The organism is Sphingomonas sp. AP28, assembly GCF_056680455.1.
On sequence record NZ_CM155283.1, the window covers coordinates 1918468 to 1938001 of the forward strand.

General features: G+C 65.4%; 18 protein-coding genes. 8 read left to right on the forward strand and 10 right to left on the reverse strand.

Going from position 1 to position 19534, the window contains the following annotated elements:
* Positions 1-130: 130 nt before the first annotated feature.
* From AC1MH0_RS08700 to AC1MH0_RS08720, 5 genes are all read left to right on the forward strand, one after another.
* Entirely contained in the window at positions 131-1378 is a 1248-nt protein-coding gene (locus tag AC1MH0_RS08700) for an MFS transporter (RefSeq protein WP_480965547.1), read from the forward strand.
* An 88-nt stretch (positions 1379-1466) separates the two neighbouring features.
* Positions 1467-3824 (forward strand): TonB-dependent receptor, encoded by a 2358-nt coding sequence (locus AC1MH0_RS08705; RefSeq protein WP_480965548.1) that lies wholly within the window; start codon positions 1467-1469, stop codon positions 3822-3824.
* Positions 3825-3959: 135 nt separating this feature from the next.
* The gene (locus tag AC1MH0_RS08710; RefSeq protein ID WP_056065567.1) at positions 3960-4418 is read left to right on the forward strand and encodes a DUF2721 domain-containing protein; all 459 of its coding nucleotides are present in this window, start codon (positions 3960-3962) and stop codon (positions 4416-4418) included.
* The gene (locus AC1MH0_RS08715; RefSeq protein WP_480965549.1) at positions 4415-4837 is read left to right on the forward strand and encodes a DUF4345 domain-containing protein; all 423 of its coding nucleotides are present in this window, start codon (positions 4415-4417) and stop codon (positions 4835-4837) included. The genes AC1MH0_RS08710 and AC1MH0_RS08715 overlap by 4 nt, the downstream gene beginning before the upstream one ends.
* A gap of 62 nt (positions 4838-4899) precedes the next feature.
* A complete protein-coding gene (locus AC1MH0_RS08720; RefSeq protein WP_480965550.1) occupies positions 4900-6078 on the forward strand; it encodes an MBL fold metallo-hydrolase in 1179 nt (392 codons plus the stop codon).
* A 291-nt stretch (positions 6079-6369) separates the two neighbouring features.
* On the opposite strand, the gene AC1MH0_RS08725 is transcribed toward AC1MH0_RS08720, so the two are convergent.
* Complete coding sequence (locus AC1MH0_RS08725) at positions 6370-6756, reverse strand: VOC family protein (RefSeq protein ID WP_480965551.1); 387 nt, start codon at positions 6754-6756, stop codon at positions 6370-6372.
* 175 nt (positions 6757-6931) lie between these two features.
* Positions 6932-7762 carry a ferredoxin--NADP reductase gene (locus AC1MH0_RS08730; protein WP_480965552.1) on the reverse strand — a complete coding sequence of 277 codons (831 nt, stop codon included), beginning with the start codon at positions 7760-7762 and terminating at the stop codon, positions 6932-6934.
* Positions 7763-7928: 166 nt separating this feature from the next.
* On the opposite strand from AC1MH0_RS08730, the gene uvrB reads away from it, so the two are divergent.
* The gene (gene uvrB / locus AC1MH0_RS08735; protein ID WP_056065553.1) at positions 7929-10127 is read left to right on the forward strand and encodes an excinuclease ABC subunit UvrB; all 2199 of its coding nucleotides are present in this window, start codon (positions 7929-7931) and stop codon (positions 10125-10127) included.
* A 50-nt stretch (positions 10128-10177) separates the two neighbouring features.
* On the opposite strand, the gene AC1MH0_RS08740 is transcribed toward uvrB, so the two are convergent.
* Positions 10178-10555 carry a PRC-barrel domain-containing protein gene (locus AC1MH0_RS08740; protein ID WP_056065550.1) on the reverse strand — a complete coding sequence of 126 codons (378 nt, stop codon included), beginning with the start codon at positions 10553-10555 and terminating at the stop codon, positions 10178-10180.
* A gap of 112 nt (positions 10556-10667) precedes the next feature.
* Here AC1MH0_RS08740 and AC1MH0_RS08745 point away from each other — a divergent pair, with 112 nt between their 5' ends.
* Entirely contained in the window at positions 10668-11249 is a 582-nt protein-coding gene (locus AC1MH0_RS08745) for a hypothetical protein (RefSeq protein ID WP_480965553.1), read from the forward strand.
* 683 nt (positions 11250-11932) lie between these two features.
* Here AC1MH0_RS08745 and AC1MH0_RS08750 read toward each other — a convergent pair.
* The 4 genes from AC1MH0_RS08750 to AC1MH0_RS08765 form a co-directional block, all read right to left on the reverse strand.
* A complete protein-coding gene (locus tag AC1MH0_RS08750) occupies positions 11933-12418 on the reverse strand; it encodes a DUF2501 domain-containing protein (RefSeq protein ID WP_480965554.1) in 486 nt (161 codons plus the stop codon).
* Between the two features lie 70 nt (positions 12419-12488).
* Positions 12489-13115 carry a hypothetical protein gene (locus AC1MH0_RS08755; protein ID WP_480965555.1) on the reverse strand — a complete coding sequence of 209 codons (627 nt, stop codon included), beginning with the start codon at positions 13113-13115 and terminating at the stop codon, positions 12489-12491.
* 43 nt (positions 13116-13158) lie between these two features.
* Positions 13159-14676, reverse strand: coding sequence for a fumarate hydratase (locus AC1MH0_RS08760; RefSeq protein ID WP_480965556.1), 1518 nt, complete (start codon positions 14674-14676; stop codon positions 13159-13161).
* Between the two features lie 217 nt (positions 14677-14893).
* Entirely contained in the window at positions 14894-15688 is a 795-nt protein-coding gene (locus AC1MH0_RS08765; protein ID WP_480965557.1) for a hypothetical protein, read from the reverse strand.
* Between the two features lie 216 nt (positions 15689-15904).
* Between AC1MH0_RS08765 and AC1MH0_RS08770 the strand changes: the two genes are divergently transcribed.
* Entirely contained in the window at positions 15905-16603 is a 699-nt protein-coding gene (locus AC1MH0_RS08770; RefSeq protein WP_480965558.1) for an NAD-dependent deacylase, read from the forward strand.
* A gap of 228 nt (positions 16604-16831) precedes the next feature.
* Here AC1MH0_RS08770 and era read toward each other — a convergent pair whose 3' ends face one another.
* The 3 genes from era to lepB all read right to left on the reverse strand — a co-directional run bounded on the left by era (position 16832) and on the right by lepB (position 19531).
* Positions 16832-17707, reverse strand: coding sequence for a GTPase Era (gene era, locus AC1MH0_RS08775; protein WP_333961951.1), 876 nt, complete (start codon positions 17705-17707; stop codon positions 16832-16834).
* Between the two features lie 355 nt (positions 17708-18062).
* A complete protein-coding gene (gene rnc, locus AC1MH0_RS08780; RefSeq protein WP_480965559.1) occupies positions 18063-18725 on the reverse strand; it encodes a ribonuclease III in 663 nt (220 codons plus the stop codon).
* Positions 18722-19531 carry a signal peptidase I gene (gene lepB, locus AC1MH0_RS08785; RefSeq protein ID WP_107954639.1) on the reverse strand — a complete coding sequence of 270 codons (810 nt, stop codon included), beginning with the start codon at positions 19529-19531 and terminating at the stop codon, positions 18722-18724. The genes rnc and lepB overlap by 4 nt, the downstream gene beginning before the upstream one ends.
* Positions 19532-19534 lie beyond the last annotated feature (3 nt).

Consider the following 19534-nt stretch of genomic DNA (forward strand, 5'->3'; position numbering starts at 1 on the left):
AAACAAGCATGCTCGAAGGAGATGGCCGCCAAGCCAATCTCGAGTGAGCCCTACCGTTGCAACCAAATAACCGGCTCGGCGAAGAGAAACTGGCTGGCCACCGCGCGCGCCTCGTCCATGCTATGCGCGTATGACCAAGCCTACCAAGACCGTCGCGCAACTCAGCGCCCGCGCCCGCGCGCTGCTGTTCGCGCTCGTCGTCACTGCCGGCATCCTCAACCTCGTCGACCGCCAAATCATCTCCGTCCTCAAGCCGATCATCGCCACAGATCTCGGCTGGAGCGACGATGACTACGGGACGCTCGCCGCGTGGTTCCAGGGCGGCGCGGCATTCGCGTTCCTGTTCACCGGGTGGATCGTCGACAAGCTCGGCGTCAAATGGGCGAACCCGATCGGCGTCGCGGCGTGGAGCATCGCGGCGATGGCGCATGGCTGGGCGCGGTCGATGACCGAGTTCGTGATGATCCGCGTCAGCCTCGGCGCGACCGAGGCGATGGGGACGCCGACCGGGATCAAGACGATCGCCTCCGTGCTGCCGAAGAACTGGCGATCGAGCGGGTTCGGCGCGACCAACGCCGCCAACAGCATCGGCGCGATCCTGGCGCCGCTTGCGATTCCGGGCGTCGCGTTGCTGGTCGGGTGGCGCGGGACGTTCGTCGCGGCGGGCGCGCTCGGGCTTGTCTGGGCCGCGGTATGGCTGATCGCGACGCGCCGCGTGACCTTCTCCCGGCCAAGTTCGGTCGAGACAGACGCCGCGCCCCCGACTGATTACGGACCGATCCTCCGCAACCGCCAGACCTGGGCGGTCGCGGGCGCGAAAATCCTCTCGGACGCGACGTGGTGGCTGTTGCTGTTCTGGCTGCCCGACTTCTTCCATCGGCAATATGGGCTGACCGGCGTAGCGCTCGGCGTGCCGCTCGCGATTGCATACGGTGGGGCCGCGGTCGGGTCGTTGCTCGGCGGCGGCGTTTCGACGCGGTTGCTGGGGCTGGGCTACAGCATCAATGCGGTGCGCAAAGGCATCTTGCTGGTGGCCGCGCTTTGCGTGCTGCCGATCCCGCTGGTGCTCTACGCAGGCAATTACGCGATCACGATCGGGCTTATGGCACTGACGCTCGCCGCACATCAGGCATTCTCGACCAATCTCTTCGCGCTGATCGCCGACGTCGTGCCACAGGACAAGCTCGGTCGCGTGACCGCGTTCGGATCGTTCAGCGGCAATGTCGGGGGGATGGTGATCGCCAAGGTCGCGGGACTCGTGCTGACCGCAGGACTCGGATATCTCCCGTTATTCCTGTTCGCGAGCGTGTCGTACCTGCTCGCGGTCGGATGGATCCAACTGCTGTTGCCAACGCTGCGACCGATCGAGGCGCGCTAAAGCTGATACGACGCACCTGCATATCGTTCTTTATACCCATCACGCGAATGGGATTTACAAGGCGGCATCAATTTCGGGGAGGGAACCCATGATCGACCCACGCATCCAGCGGCGCCATGTCGCGTTGTTCGCCGGCACCGCGCTCGTTGCGCTTGCCACCCCGGCCGCGGCGCAGGATACGCCTGCAACGCCCGCGCCGGCAACGACCGCACCAGCAGCGACGCCGACAGCCCCACCCGCCCCTGCTGCACAGAGCGACGAGGTCATCGTCACCGCGCGCTATCGCAACGAGACGCTTCAGTCGGTGCCTATCGCGATCACCGCGGTCAGCGGCCAGTCGCTCGCCGAGCGCCAGTTGAACACGGTCGAGAACATCGCCGCGACGATCCCCTCGGTCGGCTTCCGCAGCGGCGCGTCGAACAAGGATCGCACGATCTTCATCCGCGGCGTCGGCACGATCACGACCTCGCCGGGCGTCGAGCCATCGGTATCCACCGTGCTCGATGGCGTCGTCCTCACCCGCCCCGGCCAGTCGACGCTCGACCTCGGCGAAGTCGAGCGGATCGAGGTGTTGCGCGGCCCGCAGGGCACGCTGTTCGGCAAGAACGCCTCGGCGGGCGTCGTTAACATCGTCACCCGCAACCCGACCGACGAATTCCGCGCGTTCGGCGAGGCGGGCATCACCTCCGACGAGGAATACCGGATCAAGGCCGGCATCTCGGGCGCGCTCGTCCCCGGCAAGGTGCAGGCGCTGATCGGCGGGCTGTACGACGACTATAAGGGCAACGTCCGCAACGTCGCGCGCAACCAGGACGTCAACGGCTATCGGCGCTACGGCGCGCGCGGCAAGCTGGTCGTCACGCCGTCGGACGACTTGAAGTTCACGATCATCGGCGACTATCTCAACTCGCACGATACCACCCCGACCAGCGTCTATGCCGCCACCAGCCGCACGGCGTATCCGACCGGTGTCGTCACCAATTCACCCGACCTCGCCGCCGCGCTGGGGGCAAGCGGGATCGTCGCGGGACCGAGCAATCGCCGGACCAACAACAATGCGATTACCGACGTGAAGGACGAGAATTACGGCGGGTCGTTTACCGGCGAACTTTCGCTCGGCGACTATCACATCACGTCGATCACCGGCTGGCGGCAATGGCTCAACAACCAGCGCCAGGACTACGACAGCGTCGCCGCGCTCTCGACCGCGTTCCCGTCGGGGCAGGATGCGGGCAGCGTCAACACCAAGCAATTTTCCGAGGAACTGCGGCTGACGTCCCCCAAGGGCGGGCTGATCGATTACGTCGTCGGCGCGTATTATTTGCACGCGACGACCGACGAACGCTATCAGCGCACGCTGACCTCACTCGCGGCGGGTGGCGCACAGAGCACGACGACGGGCGTCGCCAACTACGGCATCACAAACGACAATTACGCGCTGTTCGGTGAGGCGAACGTCAACTTCACGCCGAAATTCCGGGGTATCGCCGGCTATCGCTCGACCTGGGACAGCCTGGATTTCTACCATGTCCGCACCTCGACCGCGGATCCTCTCGACACCGGCGCGGCGGCGCTCGATCGCCCCGGCGTCCGCGCCTATCACAACGCGACCGGCGGGATCGACAAGCGCGGCGACAGCTATCGCCTCGGGCTCCAGTACGATCTCGGCGACCATGCGCAGACCTATTTCACCTATTCGCACGGCTATAAGGGCCCGGCGTACAACGTGTATTTCAACATGCGCTCGCTTAACGTGACGACGCCTTTGGACGAAGTGCCGTTGAGCCCGGAGACGTCCAACTCCTACGAGGTCGGGCTGAAGGGCAGCACCGCGAACCGTGCGCTGAGCTATAGCTTGGCTGCGTTCACGACCAATTTCGACGGGTATCAGGCGAGCTTCAACGACGTTGTCGCGGGTGCGCAGGTCAGCCGGCTGATCAACGCCGGGTCGGTCCGCTCGCGCGGGGTCGAGGCGGACGTGACGCTGCGCCCGACCAAGGGCCTGACGCTCGACATCTCCGCCGCCTATACCGATGCGACGGTGCGCAACTTTCTCTGCCCGACCGGCGCGCCGACGAGCTGCAACATCAACGGCCAGCCGCTCCCCTATGCGCCGAAGATCAAGCTGTACGAGAATGCAGCGTACAAGTTCGGGCTGACCGACACACTGGCGCTCGAGCTCCAGACCGACGTGACGTTCAGCAGCAAGGTGCAATATTCGCTCGCCGAGACGCCGAGCACGATCCAGCCTTCGTACGCGATCTGGAACGCGAGCGTTGCGGTGCTGAGCGATACATCCGGCTGGCAGCTGCGCGCGTATGTGAAGAACCTGACGAACACCTCCTATTCGTCGTTCCTCACCGCGGGCACGTTCGCCGGCACCGTCCGGTTCGTGCCGCGCGACGACAAGCGCTATGCCGGGTTGCTGCTGCGCAAGGACTTCTGACCTAGCCCGTAATCCACCTCTGCTTGATGTCGCTGCGGCTGGATCGACCCCTTCGGTCGACAAACCGCTGCAATTGCGGCGCCATGCGGTACGCGCATTCTTCCTATCGACCGCGTTTTACCACATGGTGCCCGCATGCCGACGATCCCCGCCGTCTCGACGATCGCCCAGACGATCCAGCTTTCGCTAGCGCCCGTGTTCATGCTGGCGGGTATCGGCCAGTTGCTCAACGTGCTGGCCGGACGCCTGTCGCGGGTGATCGACCGCGCGCGCAAGCTGGAGCATCTCCACGCGAGCAGCACTGGACCCGAGCATGTCCGGTTCGTCTGGGAACTGCGCCTGCTCGACCGCCGGATGACGATCATCAACGCTGCGTTGTTCCTCGCGGTCTCCAGCGCGATCATGACGTGTATCCTGATCGCGCTGCTGTTCATCGCCGAACTCGCGAAGCTGCACTTCGGGACCTACGTCGCGGTGTGCTTCATCCTGGCGATGATCCTGCTGATCGCGGCGCTGATTTCGTTCATCTTCGAGGTGCGGATCTCGCTCCGCGCATTTCGTATCCGCCCCGAATTGCTGAGGCCCCTGCCATGACCGGCTCGATCGAGAAGCGCCTGTTGCAGGCCGTGATTGCGGTGGCGTGCCTGTTGCCGCTGATCGTCGGCGGCCAGGGTATCCTGCACGGCCCGGCGCCATTCGGGCATCTGGCCGACGTGCCGAGGGATCTCGACAGCCATTTCCGGTATATCTCGGGGATATTCTTCGCGACCGGGCTCGGGTTCGTGAGTTGCATCCCGGATATCGAGCGCAAGGGACCGCGGTTTCGGCTGCTTGGTGGGCTGATCTTCGTCGGGGGCGTGGCGCGACTGATATCGTTGATCGCGGTCGGCGTGCCGTCGCAGGGCCATGTGCTCGGGTTGGGCATGGAGACGGTCGTCGTGCCGTTGCTGATGCTGTGGCAATGGAATTTTGAGCGGCGGAATTTCGCGCGGCGGACTGCATCTCACGCTTGATCTGAACGATGATCGCCAGCGTGCGTTAGGGCGACATCCAATCCCATGCAGACAGGAACGCCGTGACGAGACTATTGAAGATCGTCGGCGGTGCGATCCTGTTGCTGGTGGTGGTCGGTGCGCTGATCGTGACGATCGTGCCGCAATTCCTCGACCGGATCTACTATCGCGGGTCGGCTTCGGCCCATTTCGACGGTGCGCGGTTCTTTAATCCCGATGGCGACGCGGATACCAAGCAGATTCAGCCCAAGGGAAGCGGCGGCGGCCGGGCGAGCTTCTTCTGGAAGTATTTCACCGGCAGCGATGGGCGGCCTGCGTGGCCGAAGACGGTCGCGGTGAACCGCATCGCGCCGCCCGCGCGCGTCGAGGGCGAGCGGATGGTCGTGACCTGGGTCGGCCATGCCAGCGTGCTGATCCAGACGCAGGGGCTGAACATCCTCACCGATCCGGTCTGGGCGGAGAAGGCCGGGCCGCTGGGCACGGGTCCTAGTCGTGTCGCCGAGCCGGGGATCGCGTTCGATGCGTTGCCCAGGATCGACCTCGTGCTGGTCAGCCACAATCATTACGATCATCTCGACAAGGCGACGCTGAAACGACTTTGGGAGCGCGATCGACCGCGGATCGTCACGAGTTTGGGCAACGATAGCGTGATCGGTCAGACCGGCGCGCAGGCGACCGCGCTCGACTGGGGGCAGCGGGTAGCGATCAAGCCCGGCGTCGCGGTCACCGTGACGCGCAACCATCATTGGGGCAGCCGCTGGTTCACCGATCGCAATCGAGCGCTGTGGTCGAGCTTCGTCGTGACGCTCCCGGGCGGGAATGTGTTCTTTGCGGGCGATACCGGGATGGGCGACGGCCAATGGCCGGTCGAGGCGGCGGCACTCGGGCCGATCCGGCTGGCGCTGATCCCGATCGGCGCGCTCCGGTTCGTCGACGGGCAGATGGAGTCGGGCAGCCATATCGGGCCGGTCGACGCGGTCGAGGTCTATCGCCGGCTCGGCGCGGCGCACGCGATCCCAATCCACTGGGGGACGTTCCGGTTGTCGTTCGAAGGGTATGATACGCCGCCGAAACTGCTGGCGGCGGCGATGCGGTGCACGGGGCAGACTGGGTTCGCGCCGGTGGCGATCGGGCGGCCGACAGAGGTTGCGGGGTATGTAAAGCCGGTGCCGGTAACGCCGATGGCTCGGGCGGCTTTGTTGAAGTGTCTCGATACGCCGACGGTTCAGGCTTTGCGCTAAATTTTCCGTCACCTTGGCGCTGCTCGTCGAGCATCCCCTTCGAGTAAGTAAGCCTGTTTCCCCGCGAAGGCGGGGACCCAGACTGGGCTCCCGCCTCCGCGGGAGAATAACGAGAGAGAAACGTGACGCCGCCCCCACATCATACCTCCCCGGCGAAGGCCGGGGCCCAGTTGGCAAGGTCGCAGCAACGGAAGACCGCGTTGAGTTAGCGACGTTACCCAACTGGGCCCCGGCCTTCGCCGGGGAGGTGTACCTGTTCGGACGCGATAGGCGCCGAACACAGCCCGTACCTCACCCCATCTTGAACACGCAGAGCTTGTTGCCGTCGGGATCGCGGAAATACGCGCCGTAGAACCCCATCTCCTCGGGTCCACGCGTGCCGGCAGCGCCTTCGTCCGCGCCGCCGAGTTCGATCGCCTTGGCGTAAACCTGGTCGACCTGCTCGCGCGAGTCCGCTGCCAGCGCGACCATCGTACCGTTGCCCGCGGTCGCGGCCGCGCCGTCATAGGGCTTGCCGATCACGAGCATCGGCTTGTCGGGGCCCGCGCCGTAGAAGGTCAACTGGCGGGCGTCGGGCATCTGCATGAGGCGCTTGCCGCCGACCGTCGCAAACAGCGCGTCGTAAAACGCCAGTGCGGTGTCGATGTCGTTGGTGCCGAGCGTTGCGTAGCCGATCATGGGTCTCTCCTGTTTGGTGGAGAGGCCTATCGACGGGTTCAACGGCGGAGACAATCCGCCTTTACCGTTCCCCCGCGAACGCGGGGGGCCAGGCCCGCACCCTCCCGGAGTTCGGCGCAAATGAGTCCCTCGCCCCCCGCGTTCGCGGGGGAACAGCTAGCGTTGCGGTCGTGGATTAACCGACGAAGGCGCGCTCGATCACGAACGTGCCCGGCTTCGAATTCGCGCCCTCCTCGAAGCCATTCGCCTCGAGCATCACCGCGAATTCCTTGATCATCTCGGTCGAGCCACACAGCATCGCACGGTCGGTCTCGGGGTTGAGCTTCTGCTCGCCACGGACCGGATGGCCGAACAGCGACGCGTCCTCGATCAGCGCGCCGATCCGTCGCGTGGTGCGGAACGGCTCGCGAGTCACGGTCGGGATGTAGTGGAACTGCGTCTGCGCCTCCTCGGCGATCAGCGGATCCTCCGAGAGCAGTCCTACCATCTCGTCGTGATAGGCAAGATCGCTCACGCGGCGCACGCTGTGCACGACGATCACCTGCTCATACGCCGCGTACACGTCGGGGTCGCGCATCAGGCTGAGGAACGGCGCGAGGCCGGTACCGGTCGAGAACATGAACAGGCGCTTCCCCGGCAGCAACGCGTCGAGCACCAGCGTGCCGGTCGGCTTCTTGCCGAGATACACTTCGTCGCCCGGCTGGATCAGCTGAAGCTTCGAGGTCAGCGGGCCATCCTCGACCTTGATCGACAGGAACTCCAGCTCCTCCGAATAATGCGGGGACGCGATCGAATAGGCGCGCATGATCGGCTTGCCGCCCTCCTGCGGAAGACCGATCATCACGAACTCGCCCGAGCGGAAGCGGAAGGTCGATGGCCGCTCGATCGCGAAGCTGAACAGATGTTCGTTCCAGTGACGCACCCACAGCACCTTGGCGTTGAGGAACGCGGGGGTCTCGGGGATCAGCGCGGGCGCGCGGGTTGCTTCGACGGTCGGGGCGGTCATGCGTCTATTCCTTGGCCTGCGCGCGGGCGCTGGCGGATCGATGGCTTGCGAAACGGTCGCATTATGGGCGTGAGCCGGACGGGTCAACAACAGCTAAACTTGGCATCGCCCAAACAGGTCCCGTGGCCGTTGCCGACTCAGGCCATGTTCCCCATATTCCCCCTCGATGGCCATTCAGATCCGCACCAGCCTCGCCGAGCCCGAAACCGGCGAAAGCTTCGTCCCGCACCGCCCGACCGCGCGCCCCGACAAGGTCGAGGGCGGCAAGCGGTTCAACCTCGTCAGCGAATACGAACCCGCGGGCGACCAGCCGACCGCGATCGCCGAACTCGTCTCCGCGATCGGCGACGGCGAGAAGGACCAAGTGCTGCTCGGCGTCACCGGATCGGGCAAGACCTTCACGATGGCCAGCGTCATCAACCGCGTCCAGCGCCCCGCGCTGATCCTCGCGCCGAACAAGATCTTGGCGGCACAGCTGTATGGCGAGATGAAGTCGTTCTTCCCCGACAACGCGGTTGAATATTTCGTCAGCTATTACGATTATTATCAGCCCGAGGCATATGTCGCGCGCTCCGACACGTACATCGAGAAGGAATCCTCGACCAACGAGTCGATCGACCGGATGCGGCATTCCGCCACCCGCGCGCTGCTCGAACGCGACGACGTGATCATCGTCGCGTCGGTGTCATGCCTGTACGGCATCGGCTCGGTCGAGACCTATTCGGCGATGATCTTCGACCTCAAGAAGGGCACGACGGTCGACCAGCGCGAGATCGTGCGGAAACTCGTCGCGCTCCAATACAAGCGCAATGACGCGGCGTTCCAGCGCGGCAATTTCCGCGTGAAGGGCGATACGCTCGAGATCTTCCCGTCGCATTACGAGGACAGCGCGTGGCGCATCTCGTTCTTTGGCGACGATATCGAGGAGATCATCGAGTTCGATCCGCTGACCGGCAAGAAGGTCGCGTCGCTGAACTCGGTGCGCGTCTACGCAAATTCGCACTACGTGACCCCCGGTCCGACGCTCAAGCAGGCGGGCGAGGCGATCAAGCACGAGCTGGCCGAGCGGCTGAAGGAGTTGGTGCTGGAGGGCAAGCTGCTGGAGGCGCAGCGGCTCGAGCAGCGCACCAACTTCGACCTGGAGATGATCGCCGCGACCGGCTCCTGCGCGGGGATCGAGAATTACAGTCGTTTCCTGACCGGCCGCATGCCCGGCGAGCCGCCGCCCACGTTGTTCGAATATCTCCCCGACAACGCGCTGCTGTTCGTCGACGAAAGCCACGTCACGATCGGTCAGATCAACGGCATGTCGCGTGGCGATCACCGTCGTAAACTGACACTCGCGGAGTACGGCTTCCGCCTGCCGTCGGCGATCGACAACCGCCCGCTGCGCTTCAACGAATGGGACGCGATGCGGCCGCCGACGACCTATGTCTCGGCCACTCCCGGCAGCTGGGAAATGGAACAGACCGGCGGCGTGTTCGCCGAACAGGTCATCCGCCCGACCGGGCTGATCGATCCGCCCGTCGAGATCAAGCCGGTCGAGGAACAGGTCCAGGACCTGATCGTCGAGGTCGGCAAGACGACGGCGCTAGGATACCGCACGCTCGTCACCACGCTGACCAAGCGGATGGCGGAGGACTTGACCGAATACATGCACGAGGCGGGGATCAAGGTCCGTTACATGCACAGCGACGTCGAGACGCTGGAGCGCATCGAACTGATCCGCGACCTGCGGCTCGGCGTGTACGACGTGCTGATCGGCATCAACCTGTTGCGTGAGGGATTGGACATCCCCGAGTGCGGGCTGGTCGCGATCCTCGATGCGGACAAAGAAGGCTTCCTGCGCTCCGAAACGTCGCTGATCCAGACGATCGGGCGCGCGGCACGCAACGTCGATGGCCGCGTGATCCTGTACGCCGACCGCGTTACCGGATCGATGGAGCGCGCGATGAACGAGACATCGCGCCGCCGCGAGAAGCAGGTCGCGTACAACACCGAACACGGCATCACCCCGACGACGATCCGCCGCAACATCGGCGACATCATCGCGCATGTGGCGAGCCAGGATCAGGTGACGATCCCGATCGACGAGGACCGCCCGCACATGGTCGGCCACAATCTGCGCGCGTATATCGAGGATCTCGAGAAGCAGATGCGCAAGGCCGCGAGCGATCTGGAGTTCGAGACTGCAGGGCGCCTTCGCGACGAGATCCGTCAGCTGGAGAACGAGGAACTGGGCCTGCCCGTCGACCAGCAGAAGGCGCCGGTCATGGGGCGGTCGAACGAGGGCAAGCCGGGCACGCGCAAAACGCGTTACGGCAAGAGCCAGAAAATGCGGATGGGGGGATCGCGGTCGCGGTGATCGCGGAAGTTACCGGTGCGGGCAGTCACCCGCACCGGTCGAAATGTAGCTTAGCCGACGACGAGGTCTTCGCTGCTCGACCCGTAATAGCTTGCGACGCGGTCGGCATAGGCCTGGTCGAACACTGGTGCGTTGTTCGCCCAGCTCGGGCCGCCTTCGAGGACGCGCTTGTCGATCGTGACGACGTAGAGATCGCGGACCGCGTCGAACTGGAGGAGCGCGAATGGCAGCGGGTAGAAGCTCTTGCCCATGCCGAGGAAGCCGCCGAGGCTGAGGACGGCGTGCGTGACGCGGCCCGTGCCCTTGTGGACCATGAACGCGTGGACCGAGCCGACATTGTCGCCGTCGCGGCTCTCGACCTTCATCGTGCCGGAGATGTTCGACTGGACGAGCAACTGGGTGGGCGTCTGGGCGGCGGTATCGGACATGGACGTTCTCCTGATTTCTTCCGTCGTTGAACCGGTATCACCGTGCGGCGGTTCCCGCCGGGCGCGCTTCGTCGTACTTGAGCGACCGCCGGGCGTGCCGCATAGCGATGCGATGCGCACACCGTCCCCTCACCTCGTCGGCTTGCGATCGCTTGCCCGCCCTCTCGTCCTGGCGCGACTTGCCGGTCTGGCGACGCTAGCGTCGATCGCGGGCTGCGTGCCGCCTCCGCGTGCGGAAGCGCCGCCCCCGCCGCGCACCGTGGCCCCGGCCCCTGCCCCGGAGCCGCGTCCGGCACCGATTGCCGCCGACTGGCGCGACTGGCCCTATTCGCCGGGCACGTGGGTGTATCGCCGCGATGCGCGCGGTTCGATCGCGTTGTTCGGGCCAGCCAATGCCGATGCGTCGCTGACGGTGCGATGCGACACCGCGGCGCGCCAAGTCTATCTGTCGCGCGCGGGCAGCACACCGACGCCGCTGACGATCCGCACGTCGAGCGTTACGCGGGCCGTGTCCGTACAGCCGACCGGAGGCACGCCGCCCTATGTCGCAGCCGCGCTGATGCCGAACGATTCGTTGCTTGAGGCGATGGGGTTCAGTCGCGGGCGGTTCGTCGTCCAGCAGGCCGGACTGCCGCCGCTCGTCGTGCCCGCCTGGGCCGAGATCGAACGCGTCACCGAGGATTGCCGCGGCTGATTTCGACGAACCGGCAGTCGTACAGGATTGACCGAAAACTTCCGTAAAACAAGGCTTGTATCGCAGGCGCGCTCGGCACACATTGGCCTTGCGGTCAGGCTTGGCCGCGTTGTTTCAACAAGCGAAAGGAGGTGATCCGATGTCTCATGGTTCAGCAGTGAGTTCGGTTCGGTTCGTTCGGGGGACGCACCGCTAACGCCGCCGACATGCGTGGGGAGTATCCTCTCCCAGTCAACGCGTGTGTCATAGGATAGGTGGTACGCATGGTCCTCCGGGCTGGAGCTCTCCGGCCGCTGACCATGTCAGGAGGCTGTCGGTTCGTCGTGAGACGATCCGGCAGCCTCTTTTCGTTTGTGGGAACTACGGGGCGTGGTGGCAAGCTGCGCTCGGAGCAAATCCATTGCCCGGCCCACGCCGTTTAGTGTGGGGCCAGTTCCAGACTCCACCGCGCTACGTACTTGATCGGTTCAGTTTTGCGGCATTGTGTGGCCGAAACTATCCAGAGATTCCGGGACGTTTGGCACGCCGCCGTTCGTGACGGATCGAAGGGCAGCGCACATCCTTGTTCTCCCGCGAAGGCGGGAGCCCAGACTGGATCCCCGCCTTCGCGGGGAAACATGCTGGTTCCGGTACACACGCGGCGCTTTGCACGGTAGAGGCGCCGGCTGCCCAAGACCGCCGCCCTACAGGAACGACTTCGCCCGGTTGAGGACGATGCTGCACATCCGCGTCTTCACCTGCCCGCCGAGATCGTCGAGTGAAAACGCCTGGCCGTTCGGCGCCTGCACTTCGCCTTCCTGTCCCGCAGCATAGCCCGGCGACGTCTGCACGCCCTGACGTCCGGTCAGACGCTGGAGGATCGACTGCGCGCCGGTGGCCGGGGCCTTTGCGCTGCCCGCTCGTGACGCAGCATTCCGCCCGCCAGTTAAGGCGCCAAGTGCACCGCCTTGCCCGAGCAGATTGTTCTTCAGGCAATAGCCGAGCAATCCGGCAGCATTGCCCGCGCCGATCGATCCGACGTTCGGCAACGCGCCACCTAGCAGACCGCCGAGTCCCCCGAGGCTGCCCAGGCCACCCTGAGTCGACGCCGATTGCGGCGCGGTGGTCTGGGCCGAGGCCGTGGTCGCGAGGGCGAAGGCTGCGACGAGGGCGATTGCGGTCTTGGGCATGATGAGCGTGCTCCGATAAGGTCGTATTACCAACAGTACTGGCCGGGGTGCGTTCCGGGCTCGGCTTCGTTCAGCCGCCCGCGAAGAACGCGTCGACCGATCCGCGCTTGGCGCTCAACGCCGCCGACACCCGTCGGCGGGCATCGTAATATACCAGCGCCGGCGCGCCCGGATCGGTCTTGCGAAGACGAGCGGCCTCCGCGTCCGTCAGGCTGCTCTCGCGCGCGACATGATCCGCATACCCCTCCTGCTGCCAGGTCGGGAGCATCGCACTGCGCACTTCGCCAAGATGGTTGGCGATCATGATGTACGTCGTCTCGTGCGCGATCACGCCGGACAGCGTCCGGGTACCACCGATCGCACGACCGTTCGTCACGCGGTCGGCGGCGACGTCGCTGCGGTTGAAGACGATCGCCGAACTGAAGGGCCGGCGGAATGCAAAGGCGCCCGGCGATTGGATCGCCAAAAGACGCCACCGCCAGCCACCGTCCGTCAGGAACAGCGAGCGATCGAGCGGACCGGTGTAGATCGGACTGGCGCGCAACAACCCTTCCGCGCGTGCCAGTTCGCTGCCGATCCGCGGATCGATCGGACGCTCGGCATAGACGGTGACGGTGCCAACGTGCTGCTTATACGGAAACGCGAGCAACTGCGGCGCGTGGACGACTGCGACGGCAAGCAGAAGGAGGAGGGCCACGACCCACCGGACGGGGCCCTGCCCCTTCTGCGTGCGCGCGTCGTCATGCCGGCGTCAGCAAGCCTTCGCGCGCGATCTTCTCGCGCCACACCAGCGGTGCAAGCTGGTGGACGTTCTCGCCCGCGGAATCGACTGCGACCGTCACCGGGAAGTCGCTGACTTCGAACTCGTAGATCGCTTCCATCCCGAGATCCTCGAAGCCGACGACCTTCGATCCCTTGATCGCGCGCGCGACCAGATAGGCCGCGCCGCCGACCGCCATCAGATACGCCGACTTGGCCTCCGCGATCGCCTTGGTCGCATCGCCCCCGCGCTCGGCCTTGCCGACCATCGCCAGCAGGCCCTGGTCGAGCATCATGCGGGTGAACTTGTCCATCCGCGTGGCGGTGGTGGGGCCAGCAGGTCCGACGACTTCCTCGCCGACCGGATCGACCGGCCCGACATAATAGATCACGCGACCTTTGAAATCGACCGGCAGCGGCTCGCCCGCATCGAGCATGTCCCTGATCCGCTTGTGCGCCGCGTCGCGCCCGGTGAGCATCTTGCCGTTGAGCAGCAGGCGGTCGCCATGCTTCCACGTCTGCACGACGTCGGGCGTCAGCGTGTCGAGATCGACGCGGATCGCGGCCTTGTCGGGCGTCCAGTTGACGTCGGGCCATTCCTCCAGCTTCGGCGCCTCCAGATACACCGGACCCGAGCCGTCGAGCACGAAATGCGCGTGGCGGGTGGCGGCGCAGTTGGGGATCATCGCGACCGGCTTCGATGCGGCGTGCGTCGGCCAGTCGAAGATCTTCACGTCGAGGATCGTGGACAGCCCGCCCAGCCCCTGCGCGCCGATGCCGAGCGCATTGACCTTGTCGTAGATCTCGATCCGCAGCGCCTCGATGTCGTTCTTCGGCCCGCGCGCCTTCAGCTGCGCCATGTCGATCGAGCCCATCAGCGACTGCTTGGCGAGGATCATCGACTTCTCGGCAGTGCCGCCGATGCCGATCCCGAGCATGCCGGGCGGGCACCAGCCGGCGCCCATCTGCGGGATCATCTCGAGCACCCAGTCGACGATCGAATCGCTCGGGTTCATCATCTTGAACTTCGACTTGTTCTCGCTGCCGCCGCCCTTCGCCGCGACGTCGATCGAGACGGTGTTGCCGGGCACCATCTCGACATGCATCACGCTCGGCGTGTTGTCCTTAGTGTTGCGCCGGGTGAAGGCGGGGTCGGCGAGGATCGACGCGCGCAGCTTGTTCTCGGGGTTGAGATAGGCTTTCCGCACGCCTTCATCGATCACTTCCTGTAGCGAGCGGGTCGAGTCGAGGCGGCAATCCTGGCCCCATTTGACGAACATCGTGACGATCCCGGTGTCCTGACAGATCGGGCGGTGGCCCTCCGCGCACATCCGGCTGTTGGTGAGGATCTGCGCGATCGCATCCTTGGCCGCGGGGCTCTGCTCGGCCTCGTACGCAACGCCCAAGGCGCGGATGTAATCCATTGGATGGTAGTAGCTGATGAACTGGAGTGCGTCGGCGACGCTTTCGATCAGGTCGGCTTCGGTGATGACGGTCATGCAGCGCCTTTACGGATACGGGTTTGCAAGCGTCTTAACGGCGATCGTGCGATTTTTGAAGACGGGGTCGCTGCGGTGATCGGCGCGCAAACGGCCGAAGGTTACGATAAGGTCACACCAACGTGCCCTCGCTTATCCGGTGCCGCCAAACGGAAAAGGCCGGGATGGCCTTAGCGCCACCCCGACCTTTCCTAGTTATTTCAAGGTGTTAGTGCGATCACATCGGTGGCGTCACGCCGTCCTTGCCGACGGCGACCGACTTTGCGCCTTTGGAGTCGGTCGATACGATCGCGAACAGCTTCTGGCCCTTGGCTAGGACGGTGCGCTCGGCCGGCTCGAACCGGACGATCGGCGTGCCGACGGGAACGACGACCTGGGCCTTGCCGCCCTTGTACGAGATGCTCAGCTTGGTCTCGCCGGGCTTGCCTGCGCCACCTGTGACGGTGCCGTTGGTCATGCCGCTCTGCTGCGCGACCGTGCCGTTGGTCATCGCGCTCTGGCCATCGACGGTGCCGTTGGTCATCGCGCTTTGCCCGTCGACGGTGCCGTTGGTCATTGCGCTCGACCCGCTCGTGCCGCCGCCTGCAGCCGCGACCGCGCCGGGGACGTCCCAGGGATAATGGCCCTCGCCGGTGCCGCGCATCGCCTCGGGGAAGATGACCAGTTCGACCGCGCGCAACGCATTGTCGGGACCGGTCGTCGCCGTGCCGATGAAGTCGCCGTCCTTGAGCGTCGACAGGTCGGACTTCACCACCCAGGCGAACTTGGTGTTGGCGTCGAGCGGCACGGTGGCCGACTTGCCGTCATAGGTCTGGACGGTCAGCGCGTCGGTGCCGATCGCGGTGATCACGCCGCGGACGCGGTTGACCGCCGGGGTCGCGCTCGCCGCGGCGCTGGTGTTGCCCATGGCGATGTTCGCGGTCGTGGTGTTCGAGTCCGTCGAAGTCGTCTGACCACAGCCGCCGAGGACCGCGATCACGCCGCCCAGCAGCATCAGCTTTTTCGTCAACATCGCAGTAAATCCTTCACAATATCAAAGCGTAGCGCCGAGACGGCACCGGCGATCGGTTCGCAGACGGCCATGATGATATGGTCGATGTACCTCAACGTCGGAAGGGACAATCGGTCGCATCGGATGGACAGGACGTGCGGCGACCGGAAGGCCATTTCCGCGGCGGCAGGCCGACTTCGGCTTTCCGCGCGGCACTGCCCCGCCTAGAATGTGCCGATGCAGGATATCAGAAACATCGTCGTCCTGACGGGCGCGGGCATCTCGGCGGAAAGCGGGATCGCGACGTTTCGCGGGCCGGGCGGCTTGTGGGAAGGGCACCGTGTCGAAGACGTGTGCACGCCCGAGGCGCTCGCGGCGGATCCGGAACTGGTGCACCGGTTCTATGATCTGCGACGCACGGCTCTGGCCACGGTCGAGCCCAACGCGGCACACCATGCGCTGGCGCGGCTGGATGCGGCTTGGGAGGGCGAGTTGCTAATCGTCACGCAGAATGTCGACGACCTGCACGAGCGGGCGGGGGCGACGCGGATGCTGCATATGCATGGCGAGTTGTTGTCGGCCTTGTGTGCCGTTTGCGACGCGCGTGAGCCTTGGACGGGGGCGTTGCCTGAGGGGTCGGTTTGCAGCGCGTGCGGGTCGGCGGCGTTGCGGCCGGACATCGTGTTCTTCGGCGAGATGCCGTACCAGATGGAGCGGATCGAGGCGGCGCTGGCGAAGGCCGATCTGTTCGTGTCGATCGGGACTTCGGGCGCGGTGTATCCGGCGGCGGGGTTCGTACAGACCGCGGCGTATCATGGGGCGCGGACGCTGGAGTTGAACCTCGATCCGTCGATGGGGAGCGTGTTTTTCGAGGAGACGCGGATCGGGGCGGCTGGGGTGTTGGTGCCGGCGTGGGTTGATGAGGTGTTGGGCTAGTTAATTGACATCCACCCCGGCGGAGGCCGGGGCCCAGTAGGGAAGGCCTGAGTAACGGAGCGCTGTCCGTCGTGACGACCGTCCCCCAACTGGGCCCCGGCCTTCGCCGGGGTGGTGATGGGTTGGTGGCTTCGCCGCGCCTCGTGGACGACGGAAGATTGTTCTCCCGCGAAGGCGGGAGTCCAGGCTGGGGCCCCGCCTTCGCGGGGGAACAGTCTCTTGGGTGGGTCAGTCGACCCAGTCGAGGCCCATGTCGCGGTATACTTCGCGGTCTTCGTCCCAGCCGGGTTTTACCTTTACGTGCAGGTAGAGATGCACGGGCTTGCCGGTGATCGAGGACAGTTCGATGCGGGAGCGGGCACCGATTTCCTTGATGCGGACGCCGCCCTTGCCGAGCACGATAGCGCGCTGGGTGGGGCGTTCGACGAGGATCTGCTGGTGGATCTCCAACGACCCGTCCTGGCGTTCGATATACTGCTCGGTCTCGATCGTGCTCGCATAGGGGAGTTCGGCGTGGAGCTGGAGATAGAGCTGCTCGCGCGTGACTTCGGAGGCCAGTGCGCGCTCGGTCGAGTCGGAGACCTGATCCTCGGGGTAGTGCCACGGACCTTCTGGCATCGCTTTCGCCAGCTGCGTCTTGAAGTGGGCGAGGCCGTCGCCGGTGCCGGCGCTGATGAAGAACGTCTCGGCGAACGGCAGCAGCGCGTTCAGTTTCTCGGCGTGGATCAGCAGCTTGGTCTTGTCGGCGAGATCGACCTTGTTGAGGATAAGCCAGATCGGCTCGGTGCGGCCGACCAGCGACTCGACGATCGTGGTGACCTTGCCGCCGATCCCGCCCTTCGCGTCGACCACCAGCGCAATGATGTCGGACCCTTCCGCGCCACCCCAGGCGGCGGCGACCATCGCGCGGTCGAAGCGGCGCTTGGGCTCGAAGATGCCGGGGGTGTCGACGAGCAGGATCTGCGTGTCGCCCTCGATCGCGACGCCCATCAGCTTCGCGCGCGTCGTCTGCGCCTTGGGGCTGACAATCGCGACCTTCTGGCCGACGAGCGCGTTGACGAGCGTCGACTTGCCCGCGTTCGGTGCGCCGACGATGGCGACCAGGCCGCAATGCTTGGGGACGCCCTGGGGAGCGTCGTGCGCGGGGGCAGGAAATTCAGGGGTAGTAGGTTCGGTCACTTAGGCTCTTTTCGGCATCGGGATATTCAAGGCGGGTCATACAGATAAAACGCCCTCGCGTCATTCCCGCCGAATTGCGGCCTCACTCGCCGGCGCGTCGGGCGCAGTCCGAGAAGGAGAAATGGTTCACGCGGAGGCGCGGAGGCGCGGAGATGGTGTGGATGGGGCTCGCGCCGTCCGCGATCATGCGCCGCCGATTATCTCGGAGGCGTCTGGGGCAAGACCGGAGTTCCAACCGCACCACCTCCGCGGCTCCGCGTCTCCGCGTGAACCAGCCTTCTTAGCCGAGCTTCTCCAGCAGCGCCTTTGCCGCCGCCGTCTCGGCTTCCTGCTTGCTGGAACCAGTCGCGGTGGCTTCGGCAAGCTTGCCGACTGACACCAGCATCGTGAATTTGGGGGCGTGGCCGGGGCCGGTGCGTTCGACGATGGTGTATTCGGGGGGCTTGCGGTTGTGGGCGGCGGCCCATTCCTGGAGGGCGGACTTGGGGTGCTGCGGGGCTTTTGCGCCCGCCTGGACGCGGTCGCCCCAGGCCCCGCGGACGAAGACGCGGGCGGCGTCGAGGCCGGCTTCCTGATACCAGGCGCCGATCAGCGCTTCCATCACGTCGCCGAGCACGTTGTCGCTGTCGCTGGCGCCGTCGTCGCGGGCCTGCTTGCCGAGCTTGAGATGCGCGCGGACGCCGAGTTCTCGCGCGACGTCGGCGCAGACGGGGCCGGTGACGAGCGCGTTGAGGCGCTTCGACAGCGAGCCTTCGGGGTCGGTCGCGAACAGTTCATAAAGCCATTCGGCGATGATCAGGCCCAGCACGCGGTCGCCGAGGAACTCGAGACGCTCGTAGTTCGCCACCGCCTGGCTGCCGTGCGTCAGCGCGCGCTCATAGGGGGCGAGGTTGGTCGGTGCGCGGCCGAAGAGCGTCTTCAGCCAACCGGCGAGGTCGCTCAAAAGCCTTCCCCGATACGGCTCCAGCGCGCGGCACTGACCCAGGTCCAGGGCTTCAGCCATTCGGCATCGCCATCGGTCGAGAAGAAATTGACGACCGCCTTGCCCTCGACGTTCTCGAGCGGGACGTAGCCCATGCCTTGCGGCGCGGGGAACCGGCTGTCGCCGCTGTCGTCGCGGTTGTCGCCCATGACGAAGATGTGGCCGGCGGGGATCGTGTAGAGCCCGGTGTCGTCGCGGTCGGGGAGTTCGGCCTGGTCGAGGACTTCGTAGCTGCGGCCGCCCGGAAGCGTTTCGCGGAAGCGGGGGTAACGGCAGATCTGGACGTTCGCGACCACATCGACGTACGGCGCGCCGCATTTCTCGGCGTTGAAGTTCTCGGTCAGCGGGATCGTGAAGTCGGCGATGCGGAGCTTCGGGATTGCCTTGCCGTTGAGGTAGACGGTGCCCTGGCGCATCTGGATGGTCTCGCCGGGCAGGCCAATGACGCGCTTGATGACGTCGTGGTCGAGCACTTCGGGTGCGCGGAAGACGACGACGTCGCCGCGGGTCGGCGTGCTGCCGAAAATGCGGCCGGGGATCAGCGGGATACCGGCGGGGAGCGACCAGCGGGAGTAGCCGTAGTTCCACTTCGAGACGAAGAGATAGTCGCCGATCAGCAGCCGGGGCAGCATCGATTCGGACGGGATGCTGAACGGCGCGAAGATGAAGCTGCGCAGGATCAGCACGACCACTGCCAGCTTCAGCAGGAAGCGGAAGGTCTCGCTTGTTTCGGACCGCTGCGGTTTCGTCTTCACGTCATTTGCCATGTG